Source organism: Providencia heimbachae ATCC 35613 (assembly GCF_001655055.1).
GTDB classification, from domain to species: Bacteria; Pseudomonadota; Gammaproteobacteria; order Enterobacterales; family Enterobacteriaceae; genus Providencia; species Providencia heimbachae.
Genome location: NZ_LXEW01000035.1, coordinates 69,943 through 91,268, shown reverse-complemented (window position 1 = coordinate 91,268; position 21,326 = coordinate 69,943). Strand labels below are relative to the sequence as shown.

General features: G+C 42.4%; 17 protein-coding genes. 11 read left to right on the top strand and 6 right to left on the bottom strand.

Annotated features, from left to right (window positions below):
• Positions 1-203 precede the first annotated feature (203 nt).
• Positions 204-1,532, bottom strand: coding sequence for a YidR family protein (locus tag M998_RS12135; RefSeq protein ID WP_068909081.1), 1,329 nt, complete (start codon positions 1,530-1,532; stop codon positions 204-206).
• A 134-nt stretch (positions 1,533-1,666) separates the two neighbouring features.
• On the opposite strand from M998_RS12135, the gene M998_RS12130 reads away from it, so the two are divergent.
• The 6 genes from M998_RS12130 (at position 1,667) to recG (ending at position 8,556) form a co-directional block, all read left to right on the top strand.
• Positions 1,667-2,281 carry a trimeric intracellular cation channel family protein gene (locus M998_RS12130; protein WP_068438559.1) on the top strand — a complete coding sequence of 205 codons (615 nt, stop codon included), beginning with the start codon at positions 1,667-1,669 and terminating at the stop codon, positions 2,279-2,281.
• A gap of 355 nt (positions 2,282-2,636) precedes the next feature.
• Positions 2,637-3,260 (top strand): guanylate kinase, encoded by a 624-nt coding sequence (gmk, locus tag M998_RS12125; RefSeq protein ID WP_068438562.1) that lies wholly within the window; start codon positions 2,637-2,639, stop codon positions 3,258-3,260.
• A 56-nt stretch (positions 3,261-3,316) separates the two neighbouring features.
• Positions 3,317-3,592 (top strand): DNA-directed RNA polymerase subunit omega, encoded by a 276-nt coding sequence (gene rpoZ, locus M998_RS12120; protein ID WP_068438564.1) that lies wholly within the window; start codon positions 3,317-3,319, stop codon positions 3,590-3,592.
• Positions 3,593-3,611: 19 nt separating this feature from the next.
• Positions 3,612-5,729 (top strand): bifunctional GTP diphosphokinase/guanosine-3',5'-bis pyrophosphate 3'-pyrophosphohydrolase, encoded by a 2,118-nt coding sequence (spoT, locus tag M998_RS12115; protein WP_068438568.1) that lies wholly within the window; start codon positions 3,612-3,614, stop codon positions 5,727-5,729.
• A 33-nt stretch (positions 5,730-5,762) separates the two neighbouring features.
• A complete protein-coding gene (trmH, locus tag M998_RS12110; protein ID WP_068909079.1) occupies positions 5,763-6,464 on the top strand; it encodes a tRNA (guanosine(18)-2'-O)-methyltransferase TrmH in 702 nt (233 codons plus the stop codon).
• A gap of 10 nt (positions 6,465-6,474) precedes the next feature.
• Positions 6,475-8,556, top strand: coding sequence for an ATP-dependent DNA helicase RecG (gene recG, locus M998_RS12105; protein WP_068438574.1), 2,082 nt, complete (start codon positions 6,475-6,477; stop codon positions 8,554-8,556).
• 80 nt (positions 8,557-8,636) lie between these two features.
• On the opposite strand, the gene gltS is transcribed toward recG, so the two are convergent.
• Positions 8,637-9,851, bottom strand: a complete 1,215-nt coding sequence (gltS, locus tag M998_RS12100) for a sodium/glutamate symporter (RefSeq protein WP_068438577.1) — start codon at positions 9,849-9,851, stop codon at positions 8,637-8,639.
• Between the two features lie 234 nt (positions 9,852-10,085).
• Between gltS and M998_RS12095 the strand changes: the two genes are divergently transcribed.
• Both M998_RS12095 and M998_RS12090 read left to right on the top strand, forming a co-directional pair.
• The gene (locus M998_RS12095; RefSeq protein ID WP_068438580.1) at positions 10,086-11,486 is read left to right on the top strand and encodes a uracil-xanthine permease family protein; all 1,401 of its coding nucleotides are present in this window, start codon (positions 10,086-10,088) and stop codon (positions 11,484-11,486) included.
• 129 nt (positions 11,487-11,615) lie between these two features.
• Positions 11,616-13,403: an AsmA family protein gene (locus tag M998_RS12090; protein WP_068909078.1), complete on the top strand. Its 1,788-nt coding sequence runs from the start codon at positions 11,616-11,618 to the stop codon at positions 13,401-13,403.
• A gap of 75 nt (positions 13,404-13,478) precedes the next feature.
• Here M998_RS12090 and fabY read toward each other — a convergent pair whose 3' ends face one another.
• From fabY to M998_RS12070, 4 genes are all read right to left on the bottom strand, one after another.
• Complete coding sequence (gene fabY, locus M998_RS12085; RefSeq protein ID WP_068438585.1) at positions 13,479-14,405, bottom strand: fatty acid biosynthesis protein FabY; 927 nt, start codon at positions 14,403-14,405, stop codon at positions 13,479-13,481.
• A gap of 24 nt (positions 14,406-14,429) precedes the next feature.
• Positions 14,430-14,867, bottom strand: coding sequence for a D-aminoacyl-tRNA deacylase (gene dtd / locus M998_RS12080; protein WP_068438587.1), 438 nt, complete (start codon positions 14,865-14,867; stop codon positions 14,430-14,432).
• A 59-nt stretch (positions 14,868-14,926) separates the two neighbouring features.
• Positions 14,927-15,541, bottom strand: a complete 615-nt coding sequence (gene yihX / locus M998_RS12075) for a glucose-1-phosphatase (RefSeq protein WP_068438590.1) — start codon at positions 15,539-15,541, stop codon at positions 14,927-14,929.
• Positions 15,542-15,703: 162 nt separating this feature from the next.
• A complete protein-coding gene (locus M998_RS12070) occupies positions 15,704-16,627 on the bottom strand; it encodes a LysR family transcriptional regulator (protein WP_068438593.1) in 924 nt (307 codons plus the stop codon).
• A gap of 270 nt (positions 16,628-16,897) precedes the next feature.
• Here M998_RS12070 and M998_RS12065 point away from each other — a divergent pair, with 270 nt between their 5' ends.
• The 3 genes from M998_RS12065 (at position 16,898) to abgT (ending at position 21,286) form a co-directional block, all read left to right on the top strand.
• Complete coding sequence (locus M998_RS12065) at positions 16,898-18,226, top strand: M20 family metallo-hydrolase (RefSeq protein WP_068438597.1); 1,329 nt, start codon at positions 16,898-16,900, stop codon at positions 18,224-18,226.
• Positions 18,219-19,667, top strand: a complete 1,449-nt coding sequence (locus M998_RS12060; protein WP_068909076.1) for a M20 family metallopeptidase — start codon at positions 18,219-18,221, stop codon at positions 19,665-19,667. The genes M998_RS12065 and M998_RS12060 overlap by 8 nt, the downstream gene beginning before the upstream one ends.
• Positions 19,668-19,756: 89 nt before the next feature.
• On the top strand, positions 19,757-21,286 hold the full coding sequence (abgT, locus tag M998_RS12055; RefSeq protein WP_068438602.1) for a p-aminobenzoyl-glutamate transporter: 1,530 nt from the start codon (positions 19,757-19,759) through the stop codon (positions 21,284-21,286).
• Positions 21,287-21,326 lie beyond the last annotated feature (40 nt).

Below are 21,326 nucleotides of genomic sequence, written 5' to 3'. Positions count from 1 at the left end.
TCAACTTTATAAGCTCGATTATTTAATGACTATTTTTTCAAAATAAAATAAAGCATTCTCACAATAAATAAGTGAAGGATCGGCTATTAATTCATAATAATAGTAATTCCAAATTATACATTCATAATAAGTAAAGCTTTCACATTGCCTGTTAATACCACAAACAGGCAATACCAGGTCACTTTAAACAGTAAAGTATAAATTTAATTATCTAACCCCGTTTCTACCGTATAGAGTTGCCTAAAACTATCAATATCACGCATAAATGCCACTAAGCGATTATCAGGAGAAAAAACTACTGCATCCGCTACTGGAGCTATCTCTGTTTTTTCCGTTAATCTTTGCAATACTCCCGTTGCAATATGGCAAAGCGTTATGCTGTTATCATAGACGAAACAAATATGCTCACCTTTGCTATCCCAATTAAACGCTGACTGGATTGATGAAGTACCGTTGGTAATTTGTGTGAGCGCACTATTTTTTGTACTCACCAACCATAGCTGAACAATTCCCTCATCATCATGCATCAAACAAGCGATTGATTCACCATTAGGCGATGAACGCAGCCAATGCCTCGGTTGTTTTGCTAATCCCGGATATTTTCGTTGGTGAGTATATGTTAGACGCCTTTGCTGCACATATTTAGGCGGCGATGGCAAGTCAAACTCCGATCCTTGAAGCGGAGAACTTCCCGCTACTTTAAAACTTTCAGGCTCCGAAGGTAGGTCGATAATAAATACCTCTGGAATAATTTCCCCACTAACTGAATGAGTATCCCCAATAAATGCTAATGCTTTCTCTTGCCAATTATCACTCGCATTTAGATAGCCTTTTTGGCCTATCCAACCTTCTTCATAGGCACGACTAATTTCGTTGCTATCCGGTTTTGGTAATAACGTTGTTTTAGTGACCACACAACAAAAATAATCACCGCCATATTCTCTTTTATGCTTTTTAGGTTCGACGTTTACGGCTCCAGCAGGTACGGCAACTGCAACATTTCGCTGGTCACGTTGAATATCTAACTCATGCATAACATGGTCATTGTAGGTAAAACTTAACCATTTTCCATCGGGGCTAAATACATGCACATGGGTTCCACCTCGCAATGCTCCCGCCACATATGGCGGTGTAATGCTCATTGCATCAATAGGATGCGCCACATTTAATTGGTCGTCAGAAACATAAACACCTCGCCGATGATGAAAATCATATTGCCAATCCGCATCAGGGTATTCAGGACCATGAATAAAAGCATATCGAGGGGGTATTTCAGAACTCACAGTCACAACACCCACGTGAGCACCCTGCTTCGCATGATAAATTTCAATTTTTTGTTTGGTATTTACATGAATTTTTTCTATTAATTTCCCGGTAAATGAACTTCCACTTGGGCGAATATCATAAGCTAACCATTGGCTATCAGGTGTCCAAACATTAATATTAGTAAGTTGATGACTTCTGGAATCATGCGTTATACGCACTTCTTTATAAGGTAATTGACTCTTCAATCTGTTATCCTTTGATATCATTTAACACACGCTATCGGATTACTTTATCTAATCTATATCTGCGCTAATTTGCAAGAGACTAGAAAATTTCAGTCGAAAATTTGCACAGGTAATATTACCCTTTAGCAATAACTTTAGTATTGAATAAGACCATCATGTTATTAAGTGTTCTTTATATAATAGGTATTACCGCTGAGGCCATGACTGGCGCTCTCGCTGCGGGTCGCCGAAAAATGGATGTGTTCGGCGTCATTATTATTGCCTCTGCAACCGCTATTGGCGGTGGCTCTGTGCGTGATATTTTACTTGGACACTACCCGCTAGGCTGGGTTGCGCATCCTGAGTATATTCTCACTGTTGCAGGTGCTGCTGTTGTCACTATCTGGATTGCACCAATGATGAAGCACTTGCGTCGGCTCTTTCTTATACTCGATGCTATCGGCTTGATTGTTTTTTCCATTCTTGGTGCTCAAATCGCTTTGGACATGAATTATAGTCCAATAATTGCTGCGATTGCTGCAGTGATCACTGGTGTATTTGGTGGTGTTCTCCGAGATATGTTATGTAATACAATACCTTTGGTCTTCCAAAAAGAAGTTTATGCCGGCGTCTCTTTTGCCGCCGCATGGATTTATATCGGGTTATTGTATACCCCACTACCACAAGATGCCGTTATAATAATTACCTTAGTAACAGGCTTAAGCGCACGATTAATCGCAATTCGTTACCGCTTAGGACTTCCTATTTTCAATTACGAAAATCAAGATTAATCAAAACGGTAGCTTTCATTGAAAATTGACTTTCCGCTATAAACTCATACTGAGTGAATAGCGGATTTTTATATCTCGTCGTATCACATCGCGCTGATATCAATATCGTGGCGTAATTTTTAGATGTTATCTTCCATAAATACAGCTATTTGCGAAACGCTTCGCAAAACTAATGCGCTTTACATAGAAAAAAAGATAATTTCTGGAACGCGTTCACAAATTCCCAATGAATCAAATTTTTTATCCACAATTCATGGTTTATTGATATCGCTGCATGTTGGCTTAAGTACGTGTATACTATGAAGGGTTTATCGCCATCTTTTATATTTAACCCACGATTATTCAAGAAACCATCATGATACAAGGCACGTTATATATTGTTTCTGCGCCTAGCGGTGCAGGTAAATCAAGCCTGATCCAGGCTCTGTTGAAGACACAACCGCTGTATGATACGCAAGTTTCCGTTTCTCATACAACGAGGGCAGCACGCCCTGGAGAGGTTCATGGTGAGCACTATTTCTTTGTTTCTGAAACAGACTTTTTACAGATGGTCGAAAATGGTGAATTTTTAGAACACGCTTGTGTTTTTGGGAACTACTACGGAACGTCTAAGCCCATTATTGATGATGTCTTAAAAAGTGGTGTTGATGTTTTTCTTGATATTGACTGGCAAGGCGCGCAACAAATTCGTCAAAGAATGCCTGCTGCGCGAAGTATTTTCATACTCCCGCCATCAAAAGATGAGCTCTATCGTCGACTGCGAGGCCGTGGTCAAGATAGTGACGAAATCATTGAAAAACGAATGTCGCAAGCTGTAGGTGAAATTGAACATTTCGATGAGTATGATTACCTTATTGTTAATGATGATTTCAATACTGCATTAAGCGATCTACAATCAATCATCCGGACTGAGCGTTTGAAGTTAGAGCGTCAAATTCAGCGACATGATGCTTTAATCAGCAAATTACTAGCAGACTGAGAATAGTTTCAGTATCATATCAGGTCATTTTTTTATTTCTTTGGAGTAGCACACTTATGGCACGCGTAACTGTTCAAGACGCAGTAGAAAAAATTGGTAACCGCTTTGACCTCGTATTGGTCGCAGCACGTAGAGCTCGTCAGTTACAAACTGGCGGCAAAGACCCTCTCGTTCCTGAAGAAAACGATAAATATACTGTTATCGCGCTACGTGAAGTCGAAGAAGGCTTAATCAATGCCCACATTTTAGATGTGCGTGAGCGCCAAGAGCAGCAAGAACAAGAAGCGGCTGAAATGCAGGCAGTTTCTGCTATTGCGGAAGGTCGTCGCTAATCACTAAGGTGGGTCTGCCTTGTATCTGTTTGAAAGCCTAAATCTCGTTATTCAAAAGTACCTCCCTAAAGAGCAAATTGAATTACTGAGAAAAGCCTATGTTGTCGCACGGGATGCCCATGAAGGACAGACCCGTTCAAGTGGTGAGCCCTATATTACTCACCCAGTTGCTGTTGCTTGCATTCTAGCTGAAATGCGTTTGGATCATGAAACACTGATGGCCGCGCTACTTCATGATGTGATTGAAGATACTCCAGCGACATTTCAGGACATAGAGCAGTTGTTTGGTACTACCGTTGCCGGTCTCGTCGAAGGTGTATCCAAACTTGATAAGCTAAATTTTCGCGACAAAAAAGAAGCTCAGGCAGAAAACTTCCGTAAAATGATCATGGCGATGGTAAAAGACATCCGGGTCATTTTGATAAAACTGGCAGACCGCACTCACAATATGCGCACGCTTGGCTCACTAAGGCCAGATAAGCGTCGACGTATTGCGCGTGAAACATTAGAAATCTACAGTCCCCTCGCTCACCGATTGGGTATACACCATATTAAAACTGAGCTCGAAGAGTTGGGTTTTGAAGCTTTGTATCCAAACCGTTATCGCGTTATCAAAGAAGTAGTTAAAGCTGCTCGAGGTAACCGTAAAGAGATGATTCAAAAAATCCTTTCTGAAATTGACGGTCGGTTAACTGAGGCGGGCGTCCCATGTCGCGTCAGTGGGCGTGAAAAACATCTTTACTCCATCTACCGAAAGATGCACCAAAAAGAGCAACGATTTCATTCTATTATGGATATTTATGCTTTTAGGGTCATCGTCAAAGATGTCGATACTTGTTACCGTGTTTTAGGTCAAATGCACAGCCTTTATAAACCTCGTCCGGGGCGCATTAAAGACTATATCGCGATACCTAAAGCGAACGGATACCAATCCTTACATACCTCGCTTATTGGGCCCCACGGCGTACCTGTTGAAGTTCAAATCCGTACTGAAGATATGGATCAAATGGCTGAAATGGGGGTTGCTGCACATTGGGCTTATAAAGAGCAAGGTGAACAAGGAACAACCGCGCAAGTCAGAGCACAACGTTGGATGCAGAGTTTACTTGAGCTGCAACAAAGTGCTGGAAGCTCATTCGAATTTATTGAAAGTGTGAAATCAGACCTGTTCCCTGATGAAATTTATGTTTTCACACCAGAAGGCCGTATTGTCGAATTGCCAACCGGAGCTACACCGGTTGATTTCGCCTATGCAGTACACACGGATATAGGCCATGCTTGCGTTGGCGCCCGTGTTGATCGTCAACCATACCCACTTTCTCAGTCACTGACCAGTGGGCAAACTGTTGAAATTATTACGGCTCCTGGGGCAAGACCTAACGCAGCTTGGCTAAACTTTGTCGTAAGTTCTAAAGCTCGAGCCAAAATACGCCAATTACTGAAAAATTTAAAACGTGAAGACTCAATTAATTTGGGCCGTCGCTTGCTCAATCATGCTCTCGGCGCTGGCTATAAGCTTAACGATGTACCACAAGCAAATATCGATGCTGAATTGGCGCGTATGAAATTACACTCCATCGATGACCTACTCGCTGAAATAGGCTTAGGTAATGCGATGAGTATGGTGGTTGCCCGTAACTTACAAAATAACCCACAAACAACCCCTGAAGATCAGGTGATTGTCGAAAGCCATAATAAACTCTCCATTAAAGGTGCTGATGGCGTATTGATTACATTTGCAAAATGTTGTCGCCCAATTCCGGGAGACCCAATCATCGCACACATCAGTCCGGGGAAAGGTTTGGTTATCCACCATGAGTCATGTCGTAATATTCGAGGCTACCAAAAAGAGCCTGATAAATTTATGGCTGTTGAGTGGGATAACGAAACTGATACTGATTTTATTGCAGAAATCAAAGTCGATATGATCAACCATCAAGGCGCTCTTGCTAACTTGACTGCTGCTATCAATGATGCGAACTCAAGTATTCAAAGCATGAACACTGAAGAAAAAGATGGTCGAGTCTATTGCGCCTTTATTCGTTTGACCACCAAGAACCGTGTTCAATTGGCAAATGTAATGCGTAAAATACGTATTATGCCTGACGTTCTGCGTGTCAGCCGAAACCGTAATTAGCTGGATATTAATTAACAGATACCGTAACTGACTATGAATGAACGCCGCTATCGCCGCATTTGCCAAATGATGGCGATGCGGCAGCCCGACCTAACGATTTGCCTTGAAGAAATTCACAAACCCCATAATGTGTCTGCGATTGTTCGTAGTGCAGATGCCGTTGGTATACATCAAATTCACGCTATTTGGTCTGATCAACATGTCAAACTATCAGTCTCTTCTGCCGCAGGCAGCAATAGTTGGGTTAAAGTCATCCCCCATCAATCCACCCAACAAGCTATTTCACATCTAAAATCACAAAATATGCAAGTTCTGGTGACTAATTTATCAGAGCATGCCGTTGATTTTCGTGAAATTGATTATACCCGACCAACCTGTATTATGATGGGACAAGAAAAAAAAGGGATCTCACAAGAGGCCTTAGCCCTTGCTGACCAGCATATTATCATTCCTATGGTTGGCATGGTTCAGTCCCTTAATGTCTCAGTTGCCTCTGCACTCATTTTATACGAAGCTCAGCGCCAAAGGCAGATAGCGGGAATGTACACACGCGAATTCAGCCTTTTAACTGAACAAGAACAACAAGAGTGGCTTTTCGAGGGAGGTTACCCTGTTCTCTCTGAGGTTGCTAAACGCAAAGGTCTTCCTCGCCCCTACATTAATCAACAAGGGGAAATAGAAGCTGACGATGAATGGTGGGTACAAATGCAGCTAAAAAGACAAAAGCGACGTTAAGGAAAACATCATGAACAGTGGACTACTTGATACCATTTCACTGACTTCTTTGCATGGCATTGGTGCGAGCCAGTCGGAAAAAATGGGTAAAATAGGTTTGAACACCGTTCAAGACCTGCTTTTGCATTTTCCGCTTCGCTACGAAGATCATACTCGCCTTTATCAAATACGCGATCTCCAACCAGGTTCAACCGCAACCATTACAGGTGAAGTATTACAGACTAAAATTCTATTTGGTCGAAAAAGAATGATGACTTGCCTTATTAGCGATGGGACAGGGAACTTAACACTTCGTTTTTTCAATTTTTCAGCGGCAATGAAAAATAATTTAGCGGAAGGCCGCCATGTCATTGCCTACGGTGAAGTACGCCGAGGAAATACGGGCCCAGAAATTATTCATCCTGAATATAAGGTTTCACAAGACACCAGTGGAATTGCACTACAAGAAAATTTAACCCCTGTTTACCCAACAACTGAGGGCGTCCGCCAAATAACGCTCAGGAAAGTGATGGATCAAGCGCTCGCGATGCTTGAAAGTGGCAATATCAAAGAACTGCTCCCCGAAGAACTTAGCCGTGGTTTGATTAGTCTACCTGATGCCATTCGTTTATTGCATAATCCGCCCCCAAATGTTGCTTTAAGTGAACTTGAAACCGGTCATCATCCAGCACAAAAACGCTTGATACTGGAAGAGTTGCTCGCACATCATTTAAGTATGTTAGCGGTTCGGGCAGGCAATGAACGCCTGTATGCCAAATCGCTCACTGCCAGTGGCAAACTAAAATCGCAATTATTAGCACAACTACCGTTTACACCGACAAATGCACAAAGCCGCGTAGTGGCAGAAATCGAACAAGACCTTGCCAAAGATACCCCTATGATGCGGTTAATTCAGGGGGATGTAGGATCAGGAAAAACACTGGTTGCCGCACTAGCCGCAATCAGTGCCATTGAGAACGGGCAACAGGTTGCGTTAATGGCTCCTACGGAAATATTGGCGGAACAACATGCCAATACATTTAAGCAATGGTTAGAGCCTATGGGGATCCAAGTCGGCTGGCTTGCCGGCAAGCAAAAAGGAAAAGCTCGCCAGCAGCAGCAAGAGGCTATTGCCAATGGTGACGTTGCCATGGTAGTGGGAACTCACGCTATATTCCAAGAACAGGTAAGCTTTAAAGCCCTAGGCTTAATTATTATTGATGAACAACATCGCTTTGGCGTTCACCAGCGCCTCGCTCTGCGTGAGAAAGGCGAACAGCAAGGTTATCATCCTCATCAACTAATAATGACCGCTACGCCAATCCCACGAACGCTAGCGATGACATCTTATGCTGATTTAGATACTTCAGTGATTGATGAGCTTCCTCCAGGCCGAACGCCGGTGACAACAGTCGCAATCCCAGATACAAGACGTAACGATATTATCGAGCGTGTCAGGCAAGCGTGTATCGATGAAGGCCGTCAGGCTTATTGGGTTTGTACCTTGATCGAAGACTCCGAGCTATTAGAAGCTCAAGCGGCTCAAGTGACTAGTGAAGAACTTGCTCTCGCCCTTCCTGAACTCAAAGTCGGTTTAGTGCATGGTCGAATGAAGCCTGCGGAAAAACAAAGCATCATGGCGGCTTTCAAAAACAATGAAATTCAGCTTCTCGTCGCCACAACCGTGATTGAAGTCGGTGTCGACGTTCCTAACGCCAGTTTGATGATTATTGATAACCCAGAGCGATTAGGGCTTGCACAATTACACCAATTACGCGGCCGTGTTGGTCGCGGTGCTATCGCATCCCATTGCGTCCTGTTATACAAAACACCCTTAACCCATACGGCAAAACAACGTTTACAAGTATTACGCGACAGCAATGATGGCTTTGTGATTGCACAGAAAGACCTTGAAATCCGTGGCCCAGGTGAATTATTAGGAACAAGGCAAACGGGGAATGCCGATTTTAAAGTTGCTGATTTATTACGTGATCAGTACATGTTGCCAGAAGTGCAACGTATTGCTCGGCACATCCAACAAAACTATCCTGAGAATGCGCAACAAATCATTGAAAGATGGTTGCCTGAGCGCGAACAATATAGCCACGCCTAATCTTTATCCCGCTAAATGAAAATTGCCGTGAATAAATTCACGGCAATACCTGCTTAACTTTATATTATTAAAATGAATAACTAGCCTGCAATCGTGGGGAAAATAGGCAACATTAGATACAATTTAATGACTATGGCATTAACAATATCGATAAAGAATGCCCCAACCATTGGTACAACTAAGAATGCAAGGTGAGATGGACCTAACCGATCGGTTACCGCTTGCATATTGGCTATTGCCGTCGGTGTGGCGCCAAGGCCAAAACCACAATGACCTGCCGCTAAAATCGCCGCATCATAGTTTTTACCCATCACGCGGAAAGTGACGAAAATAGCATAACTCGCCATGACACATGCTTGTACAGCCAGGATAACAATCATCGGGATCGCTAACGAAGCTAACTCCCATAATTTCAAACTCATCAGTGCCATCGCAAGGAATAGAGAAAGACTGACGTTACCCATGACAGAAACCGCACGGTCGAACACGCGATAAAAACCAAGTAATGACAAGCTGTTACTTAAAATAACACCCACAAAAAGAACACAAACAAACTTAGGTAATGCGAAAGCCGTCTCCGCTAACAAGCCTGCGATAAAACTCCCGATAAGCAAACAAATTGCAATTAATGCAATTGTTTCAATTAACACCATCGAGGTGATCATACGTCCTGATTGCGGCTTTTCAAATGCCGTAGGAACATCTTTATCGTCATCTAAGGTGCCCGGCGTTGGGATATTGCGCGTTAAGAAACGTGCAACAGGGCCTCCGATTAGCCCACCAAGAACTAAACCAAATGTTGCACATGCCATTGCAACTTCGGTTGCACTTTTAAAACCGTAGCTTTCTGTGAAGATTTTACCCCATGCGGCGCCTGTACCATGGCCACCCGATAAGGTAATCGAGCCAGCAAGCAGTCCCATCAATGGATCTAAGCCAAGTAATTTTGCGAGCGCAATACCCACTGTATTTTGGACTAAGAGCAAGCCAACAACGACAAAGATAAAGATAAACAAGGCTTTACCACCAGCTTTCAAGCTGGCTAAGTTCGCATTCAAACCAATTGTGGCGAAGAATGCTAACATCATAGGTTCTTGCAGTGATAAGTCAAAAGAAAGGCTCCAATCAAAAACTTGCTTGATAACCAAAAGGCTAAAAGCAACCAACAAACCGCCCGCTACGGGTTCAGGAATGGTGTATTTTTCTAAAAAAGGAACCGATTTTACAAGTTTACGTCCAAGCAATAGCACAAGAGTGGCTGCCACCAGCGTACCGTAGACATCGAGATGATACATTTACGTACCTCATCTGTTGTTAATATTATATAAAACTAAATAAGACGTTAATTTCATCCTTAAAACGCCAAAGCAGGTGCTAGGATTAGAAAAAAAATTCGCAATAAATACAAGTTAAAACATATAAAAATGTGACGCCCTTAATCGAATGAGGGATAAAAAATATTTTGCGCAAACGATTGCTTTTAAAACCAATCACTTTACAATGCGTTTTTTGCCGGCGGGGATCCGATAATGAACACAACAGCATCTGAAAAACAGGACGTTGAAGCAGCAGTAAAAACGACAGCACAAACGCAAAGTGAATTGATTTATCGACTTGAAGACAGACCGCCACTACCACAAGCTCTTTTTGCGGCAGGTCAGCATCTTCTCGCAATGTTTGTCGCAGTCATCACTCCTGCTATGCTCATTTGTCAGTCTCTTGGATTACCTGCCCACGATACCCAACGCATCATCAGTATGTCTTTGTTTGCATCAGGAATCGCCTCACTGATTCAGATAAGAGCTTGGGGGCCGATTGGATCAGGGTTACTCTCGATTCAAGGGACTAGTTTCAACTTTGTTGCACCTTTAATTATGGGGGGTGTTGCACTGAAACAAGGTGGTGCGGATATCCCATCAATGATGGCAGCATTATTTGGCACATTACTGGTTGCTGCGCTGGCTGAAGTGATCCTTTCGCGTTTTTTACATTTAGCACGTCGTGTAATCACCCCTTTAGTCTCGGGGGTTGTCGTGATGATTATTGGTTTATCGCTCATTCAAGTTGGGCTCACGTCAATTGGCGGCGGCTACGGTGCAATCAGCGATAATACTTTTGGCTCCCCCAATAACTTAATTCTTGCAGGCGTTGTACTTGCGGTAATCATCTTACTTAATCGCCAAAAAAACCCTTACTTACGCGTCGCTTCATTAGTGATTGCCATGGCGGTCGGCTACCTTGTGGCTTGGTGGATGGATATGTTGCCTGCAGCCCAACCTACAGATGCCAAGCAATCCTTTATTACTGTGCCTGAGCCTTTCTACTATGGTTTATCATTTGATTGGAATTTACTGATCCCCTTAATTTTAATTTTTATGGTCACTTCCCTAGAAACTATCGGTGATATCACCGCAACCTCAGATGTTTCAGAGCAACCGGTTAGAGGCCCGCTGTATATGAAGCGAATTAAAGGCGGGGTGTTAGCCAACGGCTTGAACTCAATGGTTTCTGCGGTTTTCAATACCTTCCCAAATTCTTGCTTTGGGCAAAACAACGGCGTAATTCAGCTAACAGGGGTAGCAAGCCGCTATGTTGGCTATATTGTTGCCTTCATGCTAGTACTGCTTGGTTTATTCCCAGCTGTCGCCGGGTTTGTGCAACAAATCCCGGAGCCAGTACTCGGTGGTGCAACTATTGTGATGTTTGGTACTATCGCAGCGTCAGGTGTGCGTATTGTTTCTCGTGAGCCTCTTAACCGCCGTGCAATTATGATTATTGCGCTATCCCTTGCAGTAGGAATGGGCGTTTCCCAGCAACCTCTCATACTGCAATTCGCACCAGATTGGCTAAAAACGCTGTTTTCATCCGGTATCGCTGCCGGTGGTTTAACCGCAATTGTTCTGAATTTGATTTTTCCCCTCGAAAAATAATTCCTCTTTTTACCGCCAGAGTTGAATATTCTGGCGGTTCTTCTGTATGCTATTCTTTAAATTGCCGATAAATTAAACATCCGTGCGATATCAAACCTTAATGTTCTCATCACAAAGAGGCAAATCCCTTTGAAATGGCTGACTAAGTTAATCACCTACATCTTATTACTATTTTTATTAGTGATTATTTTTGCCTATATCGGCTTGCAAACCCGTTGGGGAGCATCTTATTCCAGCCAATTTTTGAGTAAGTTTACCGACTTTGATATCGATGTCGGCATAATGGGTCATCAATTTTCCACTCCTGGCGAATTTGTCTTCCAAGATGTCAAACTCGAATCGCAAAATAAAGATCTCTCTTTGAATGCACGTCAGGTTGTTATTGATATAAACTGGCAAAATCTCTTTAGTGGCAATGCCATCCGCCGCTTGGTGATTACACAAGGGGAACTTGCAGCAACCTCATCCGAATCCTCCACTAAGCTGCCTATTTCTGCGAGTATTTTGCAGTTTGAAAATAGCCAAATAAAATTCAAACAAGCTGATAAAACCGTAGAATTGACTGGTTTTACTGGCGGGATAACCCCTTGGATACCAACAACGAATCATCCTTTCGGTTATGGGGATTTCCGATTCACCACTAACCAAATGACAATTAACGACCTCCCCTTTAGAAATGTCGCGATTACTGGAAAATTACAGGAAAAAGTCACCGATATTAGTAAAGCAAGTGGTTACCTCAATAATGGCTATATTTCAGGTGAAGGTAAGGCTTTTACTGATGGTTCAATAATCATTGACTCCCTCACAATGAATAAAGTGGGCTGGCAAAATAATATTTCTTTTGATGCGCTATTTGATGCAATTAACAGCGATAAAACCTTACAGATCAAAAATCTTGAACTGACTAATATTGATATTCAAGGAAAAGATTGGGCGCTTTCAGGGCTAAGTACCGAAATCGATCAACTCAGTTTTGTAAGAGGTAGCTGGAATAGCCCGAAAAGTAAAATCAATTTCAATATGGGTCAATTAGTCATTCAAGAACAACAACTCGACACACTCATTGGTGAACTCGATATTAATGGTGATACCATTGATATTAATAAGCTGTCAGGCTACTACAACAAAGGGGTATTTAACTTAAGTGGCTCATGGCAACGTAATGATAAAGTACTGACGATTGATGATGCTAAACTCGCTGGCGTTCTATACACCTTGCCAGAAAAATGGCTTGAATTCTTTGTCGAACCTGCACCATCTTGGTTATCAGGGCTGTCTATTAAAAAATTCAATCTGTCGCAATCGCTGTTAATGAATATCCAACCGCAGTTCACATTTGAATTTACTGCGCTAAGTGCCAATATTGAAAACATGGATCTAATCAAACAAAGCCAATGGGGAATTTGGAGCGGTAAAGCGACGTTAACGGCAGATAGTGGCACAATCAACCAAGTTATTGTTCGTCGTCCTTTTGTAGAGATTCGACAAAGTGGGAAATCCTCTGCGGCAGCAAGTTTGACCGTCAGCACAGATAAAGGGATCAGTAAGCTTGGGCTATTAATCAAGCAAGAACCGAAAAAAATGCCATTCTTATTGCGTGCATCAGGGACAAATATTGATTTATCTAATTTAAATCAATGGGGATGGGCAGGTTTTCCTGCACAAATGATTGGCGATTTTGATGCAACGTTACAAGGGGATTTCCTATCATCTTCCCTGCAAAAAAGTCTTAATGGCGAACTCGTTGTAATACCATTACAAGGTAAACAAATGTACCGTACTGTCGTTAAAGGGGAAGTGACTTCATCGGTATCAGAGACACCGGAGCCACCCATCGTACCGTATGAGGCATCACCTGAACAACAAAGTACACAATCTATCGAGGCTCAGATTCCTTCGTTGATAACACCGTAATCTGTATCGTTAATGCCGCAATAAAAAAGTCGAGCATCTTGCATCGACTTTTTTATTGCTTAAATACATTTTAAGTTAGGGAAGTTTATGCATTTCTGTGCCAACGGGTAATACTAGATAAGTGCCACTAAATACCGCACCAACTTGGTTTCCAGTTCCGCTCACTTGCACTTCTAACTTAACCCTTGCTTTACTCCCCCTTGCTAAACGATCAAGGTCACCGCTCATATGGGATAAGTCAGCAACCGCTGTCGGCCTGCCGCTGACGGGCTTACCATAGCGAATACTTGCATCCACTAGCACAATATCACCACCTAATTGATGCTCTTGCATCAACAGCCAAATCAGCCCCCAACCGGTAAGGGTAGCAAGCGAAAATTGGCTACCCGCAAATATGGTTTCATGAGGATTTTGGTTTCCGGACTCCGGCATTGTCGTGATGAAGCGTTTACCCGTATATTGGTCGATACGCACGCCCATTTTTTCACTCAGGGGGATATATTTATACCAAGCTTGCTGCAATTCACCGCACCAATCAGGGCGATGAAGAATTTGGTCTAGGCTTTCAATCGGTTTGATCATCAGGTAATGACGAACGGGCATTTTTAATTCACCCGCAACAATGCCACGATTAGAAAATCCCATTTTATCAAAAAATTGAACCGCCTCTTCCCTGACACTGGATACAATGCGTTTAACATCTTCTTGTCTGGCGATAGACTCAAGCGCCATGATAATCAACTTCCCAAGCCCTTTTCCCCGCATAACTGGATTGACGGCCAAGAAGCGTATCGCCCCCTCATTATCAGCATTAATATATAACCGCCCTATCGCAAGGATACGGTTTTTATCATCCACAACCATTTGATGATGAGCGGTTAGGTCATAGCCATCTTTTTCCGATCCCAAGGGCTGATTAAAGGGCTTACGCAACATTTCCCAACGAAATTGGTAATAAGCGTCAAATTCAATATCATCTTTCGGTGTACGTAGATGGTACATTGTTTACCCCTTAAATAAATTGGATCACACTTGGAGCCAGAAGGTAACTGGACCATCATTAGTTAAACTCACTTGCATGTCGGCCGCAAATTTACCCGTTTCAGTCACAATGCCTTGTTGACGACTATGTTCAGCAAAATACGCGTAAAGCTTTTCCGCTCGTTCGGGCTCTGCGCCACCGGAAAAGCTAGGTCTCATGCCTTTTTTGGTATCTGCCGCTAAGGTAAATTGAGATACAACTAAAATGCCACCTCCTGCTTGTTGAACATTTAAGTTCATTTTTCCTTGTTCGTCACTAAAGATACGATAACCAAGCACTTTTTCGCATAGGCGTTTCGCTTTTTGTTCATCATCCTCTTTTTCTACGCCGAGCAAAACCAGCAAGCCGGTATCAATTTCTCCGACAATTTGTTTATCAACAACAACACTCGCGTGAGTGACTCTCTGAATTAATGCGATCATGATAACTCGATAAGAAGAGAGGGAGTCGCCAAGCGACTCCCTGATAAAAATTAAGTCTGTTATTCCACTTCAGCACTAAAATCATAAGTGCGGAAATATTCAGGAATGGTATCTTTATTTAGGACGTGGACGCTCTTAATGCCAAGGGCTTGTGCCGCTTTAACATTTGCTTCTAAGTCATCGAAGAAAATCGCGTCAGAGGCTTCAAATTCTTCTGATTGCAGAACATATTTATAAATTTCAGGATCAGGCTTACGCATCCCCAAATCTTGAGATAAATAAAGAAAGTCAGAGGAAGCGGCAATTTCGGGGTAATGCTGTGGCCAATAGTCTAAGTGCAGGCGATTTGTATTCGATAAGACGACAACACGGTGGCCTTGCTCACGCAAGCGCTCCATAATATCGATTACTTCAGGTCTTAGCGAAATAAAAATCGAGTGCCAACCTTCGGCAAAGTCTTCGAAGCTCAGAGTGATCCCCATTTCTTCACAAAGCAGCTCAGCAAACTCTATATCTGAAATTTTTCCACACTCATGTAATTGAAAGATATTACCAAAAGTAAATCGTGATTTGATTTCCTCACTCGGTGTACCACTAAGCTCAGACCATTTATCAAACACACGATTAAAGTCGATATCAATAATCACATTACCCATATCGAAGATATACAGCATACGTTTTCCTCTTTATTATTAACTAAATTTACTTTAATCATTATTGACACAGCTGAACAGCCCTAATTCGAGATTATTTATTGTTTTTTCTATTCGCCTCAAGTTGCTATTGATGTTTGCTGCTTATTTTTACAGCATAAAAATTGACCTTTAAAGATCAATTCAACAACCACCAGGGATATCATCCTTTTGATGACAATACATTCGGAACAATCGCGCCAAATGTTCTCCTGCCGGTGATAAAGTATGATCTCGACGTTGAACCAACGCAAATGTGGCATAAGGTAACTTGTTAGCCAGTTCTAAAGCGATAAACTGCTGTTCAAAGAATGGGTCATCAACGGTATCAATAGACACTATAGTCAAAAAATCACTCTGTGCGACAAGACTCATACACCCTATCAATGTTTCACAAGTTACACTAAAATTCATCGGCTTATCCATTAGTGAAAAGACCTCATACAGTTGTTTATAGTATGTCCCTCTTGGTGTTGGCATTGTCCAATCACAGTCAACTAATTGCTCTATTGAGGTTGCATTCCGCTTAGGGTGATCTTTACGCATAATCACTTTGTATTCTTTTTGCATTAAGCGCTCAAAATGAAATTCTGCATCTAAACTACCCGGATAATAAGTATTTACGGTGAAATCAAGTTCTCCTTGACGCAATTGAGGCAACATAGTCAGCAGTTGTCCTTCCATAATACGCAGTTTGATATTAGGAAAATCACGATGAAACTGTATAACCACTTTAGGCATCAATGAACGTGCGATACTTCCGGCAACACCAATATTAACGGTTCCCCCCGATAGCCCAATACGTTGTTGGATTTCTTCCTGCCCAACGCGTAACTCTTCAAGAATGATGCTCGAACGCCGCAAAAATCCCTCGCCACAATCTGTTAACTGGATCCCTTGATGGCTACGCACAAACAATTTCGCCCCTAATGAGATTTCGAGTTCACGAATTGATTTAGTCAATGCTGGTTGAGATAAATGCAAAACTCGGCTTGCAGCTCGAATGCTGCCATGACGACTGATCTCTACAAATGCTCTTAACTGATTTAATTTTATTGGCAAAGCCATATCTGCCTCATGATAACTATTAGTTATATAGATAAAGAAAATCGTATCTTTTTTGGTCTATTTTGATTGTGTACAGTCAAGCTGAAATAATAACAAATAATTAACATTAAAGCCTATAAAGCTTTTTTTAATTATTAAAATAATAAAATGCGTCATATAACATTAATTTAAAAACAACAAATAAAATTTAAATTCAGTAAATAAACGATCATGGGATATTTATATTCCATGTTCTTCCTCACTACGTGATAACTAAAAGAGATAACAATTATGGATGCATCTATAAACAAAGCGATTACCGCTATCGCACCTCAATTACAAATCTGGCGCCGTGACTTTCATCAATATGCGGAATCTGGGTGGTTCGAATTTCGTACTGCAACACTCGTTGCAGATGAGCTAAGTCGTCTTGGCTACCAATTGCAATTAGGTAAAGAAGTGATTAATGCAGACGATCGCATGGGACTTCCTTCTCCAGAGCAATTGGCAGAACAAGAAAAACGCGCGATTGCCCAAGGAGCACTCCCTCAATGGTTATCGCATTTTTCAGGCGGATTTACAGGTATAGTTGCCACCCTCGACACAGGCAAACCCGGCCCCACCCTTGCATTTCGTGTTGATATGGATGCGCTTGATCTCAATGAGGATCTCACCCAACAACATCGACCTCACGCTGAAGGATTCTCATCTTGCAATGCCCATATGATGCACGCCTGTGGGCACGATGGTCATACTGCTATAGGCCTCGGCTTAGCCCATATATTGAAACAATTTGAATCACAACTCATAGGCCGTATCAAAATTATCTTTCAACCCGCCGAAGAAGGAACTCGTGGGGCTAAATCAATGACAACAGCCGGTGTTGTCGATGATGTGGATTTTTTCGTTGCGATCCATATCGGAACAGGTGTGCCTAAAGGCGAATTAGTGTGTGGTAGCAAAAGCTTTCTTGCGACAACGAAGTTTGATGTGACTTATCGCGGTGTTGCTGCACATTCTGGCGCAAAGCCTGAAGAAGGTAAAAATGCACTGGTTGCCGCAGCTCAAGCGACTCTTGCCCTTTATGGGATCCCACATCATAGCGAAGGAAGTTCACGTATTAATGTGGGAGTGCTCAATGCCGGAATAGGCCGGAACGTTATTGCTGACCATGCCCTAATGAAAGTGGAAACACGAGGGGAAACCAATCAAATCAACGAATTTGTTTATCAACAAGCGATGAACATCATCGAAGGCGCTGCAAAAATGCAAGGTGTGGACGTGGATATTAAACTTATGGGCTCGGCTCAGAGTAGCCATCCTAGCCCTCAATGGGTCAACTTTATTTCTCACCTTGCACAAAACAAAATTCCAGAACTCACCTCAATTGTTGATGATAAAGGTCAAGCCGCAGGCTCTGAGGACGCGACCTATTTTATGGAGCGCACTAAAGCCCTTGGTGGGCAAGCAACTTATCTAATTTTTGGCACCGACCTGAGTGCAGGCCATCACAACGAGCGCTTTGATTTCGATGAAGATGTCATGTCGGTTGCGGTTAAAACACTCGCCACTATTGCGCTCTCTCTTCCTGAATTTGAACAAGGCCATCATGATGAATAAAATATTAACAACATTTATCAATGACTACATTGAACAAAATCGCTCTCGATTTACTCAACTTAGCGACGCAATTTGGGATCATCCAGAAACGCGATTTGAAGAAACTTTTTCAGCAGCGTTATTGGCAAATGCCCTTGAGCAAGAAGGGTTTCAAGTACAAAAAAGTGTTGGTGGCATTGATACCGCGTTTATCGCGAGTTTTGGCTCAGGGAAACCCATTATTGCACTACTTGGTGAGTTTGATGCGCTTGCAGGTTTAAGCCAGCATTCGGCCTGTTGTGAGCCTAGCCCTGTTATTGAAAACGGAAATGGACATGGTTGTGGTCATAACTTACTTGGCACTGCCGCGCTTTCTGCAGCCTTCGCAATAAAAACATGGTTACAAGAAAATCCACAATTGGGCACAATTCGCTTTTATGGATGTCCGGGTGAAGAAGGCGGCTCTGGGAAAACCTTTATGGTAAGAGAAGGCCTATTCGACGATGTTGATGCTGCTGTAACATGGCATCCCGAATCATTTAGCGGCGTTTTTAATGTTCAGTCTCTCGCAAATATTCAAACCGCTTTTCACTTTAAGGGTATTGCTTCCCACGCGGCCAACTCACCCCATTTAGGTCGTAGTGCCCTCGATGCGGTCAGCTTAATGAATGTGGGCATCCAATTCTTACGTGAGCATATTATTCAAGAAGCGCGCATCCATTATGCCGTCACCAATACAGGAGGAGCTTCACCCAATGTTGTCCAAGCCGATGCAGAGGTCTTATATTTAGTTAGAGCCCCCCAATTAGATCAAACTCACGATATTTACCAACGAGTTATTGATATCGCTAAAGGCGCCGCATTAATGACAGGCACTACCCTCAATATTCGGTTTGATAAAGCTTGTTCAAATTATGTGCCAAATCGTACCATCGAAAAAGCCATGTACCAACATCTTACCGCTTATGGTATTCCCGAGTATACCCAGCAAGAGTGTGAATTCGCAGAACAAATTCATGCCACGCTAACGAAAGATGATCTACGTAATGCGAAATTAAATGCCGCTCGCAGTGGTGGCGAAGAAGGCATTAAATGGGGTGAGCGCCAAGGAAATAAAGCCCTAACGAATGAGGTGTTACCTTATGTTGAATCGCAAGAGTTGATGTATGGCTCTACCGATGTGGGTGACGTGAGTTGGGTTACCCCTACCGCGCAATGTTTTAGTCCATGCTTTGCTTTCGGTACACCATTACATACATGGCAATTAGTGGCTCAAGGCCGCACCGCTATCGCTCATAAAGGCATGTTATTAGCGGGTAAAGTGATGGCAGCAACCGCATTAGAACTACTCATCACTCCCGAGTTACTATCACAAGCAAAACATGAATTTGATCAAAAAAGACATGAACAGCCTTATCAATGCCCGATCCCTCAAGGCATAACGCCCTCTAAATTAAAATGATTTTTGTAATGGTGAGGAAAATAACATAACAAGCTCGCCATTCTCGATCCTAAAAAATAACAATAATTGCAAACATATAGGAAAACATCATGAACGAAACATCTTCCTCAATGAGTAAGAGCCCAGGTGCTATTTTTCGCTGGATAGAACGTGTTGGGAATAAAATTCCTAACCCTTTTATTTTATTCGTTTATCTTCTTGCTATTTTGATGGTCTCTACCGCTGTTCTTTCATGGTTTGATTTATCCGTTAAAAATCCAGCGAATGGCGAGATGGTGAGTGTCAAAAATTTATTGAGCGTTGAAGGTATTCAATGGATTTTACCCAATATCGTCAAAAACTTTAGTGGCTTTGCACCTCTAGGTGCAATATTAGCGTTAGTCATCGGTGCTGGACTTGCTGAAAAAGTGGGATTATTGCAGGCACTCATGTACAAAATGGCTTCAGGGATCAATAAGCGTTATGCCAGCTATATGGTGCTGTTTATCGCCTTCTTTAGTCATATATCCTCAGATGCCGCCCTCGTTGTTATGCCCCCACTCGGTGCGCTCATTTTCATTGCCGTCGGTCGCCATCCTGTTGCGGGGTTACTTGCCGCAATCGCAGGGGTTGGCTCTGGTTTTACCGCAAATCTATTGATTGTCACAACCGATGTACTGCTATCGGGGATCAGTACTGAAGCAGCTATGATTATCGATCCAAACTTACATGTCAGCGTAATTGATAACTGGTACTTTATGGCAACTTCTGTGATTGTCTTAACTATCACGGGTGCCCTATTAACCGATAAATTTATTGAGCCTCGCCTTCCAAAGTGGGAAGGAACATCACATGACCGCCTCGAAGAACTCACTCCATTACAAAATCGCGGCCTTTTGATGAGTGGCTTATCAGCACTTATTTTTATTGGTCTTGTCGCTTTAATGGTTGTACCTGAAGGGGCACCACTTCGTGACCCTATCACAGGCTCAATAATCCCTTCTCCATTCATCAAAGGTATTGTTCCTGTTATTATTATTTTCTTCTTTGTCGTTTCAATTACTTATGGTGTTTCGACTAAGCAAATCAAAAAGCCGAATGATGTTCCTGACTTGCTTGTCGATCCAATGAAAAGCATGGCTGGCTTCATTGTGATGGTCTTCCCATTATCTCAGTTTGTTGCCTTTTTTAACTGGAGTAATATGGGAAAATTTATGGCGATAGGTTTAACCGATTTGCTTGAAAATTTAGGGATGACGGGTGTTCCAGCTTTTATTGGCTTAATGTTCTTATCGGCTTTTTTATGTATGTTTATCGCAAGTGGCTCCGCGATTTGGTCTATTCTTGCCCCAATATTTGTGCCAATGTTTGTTTTATTAGGCTTTCATCCCGCATTTGCACAAATCGTGTTTCGTATTGCGGATTCCGCAGTGTTACCTCTTGCACCAATGTCACCTTTCTTGCCACTATTTTTAGGTTTTCTCCAGCGATATTATAAAAATGCACAGCTAGGTACTTACTACACCTTAATTATGCCATATCCATTAGTTTTCTTTGCCGTATGGATACTGCTACTGGTGGGTTGGTACTACGCCGGATTGCCGATAGGTCCTGGGGTTTACCCACTATTGAACCCATAAAAAAATGCCCACATAAGTGGGCATTTCTAACTATTTTAGT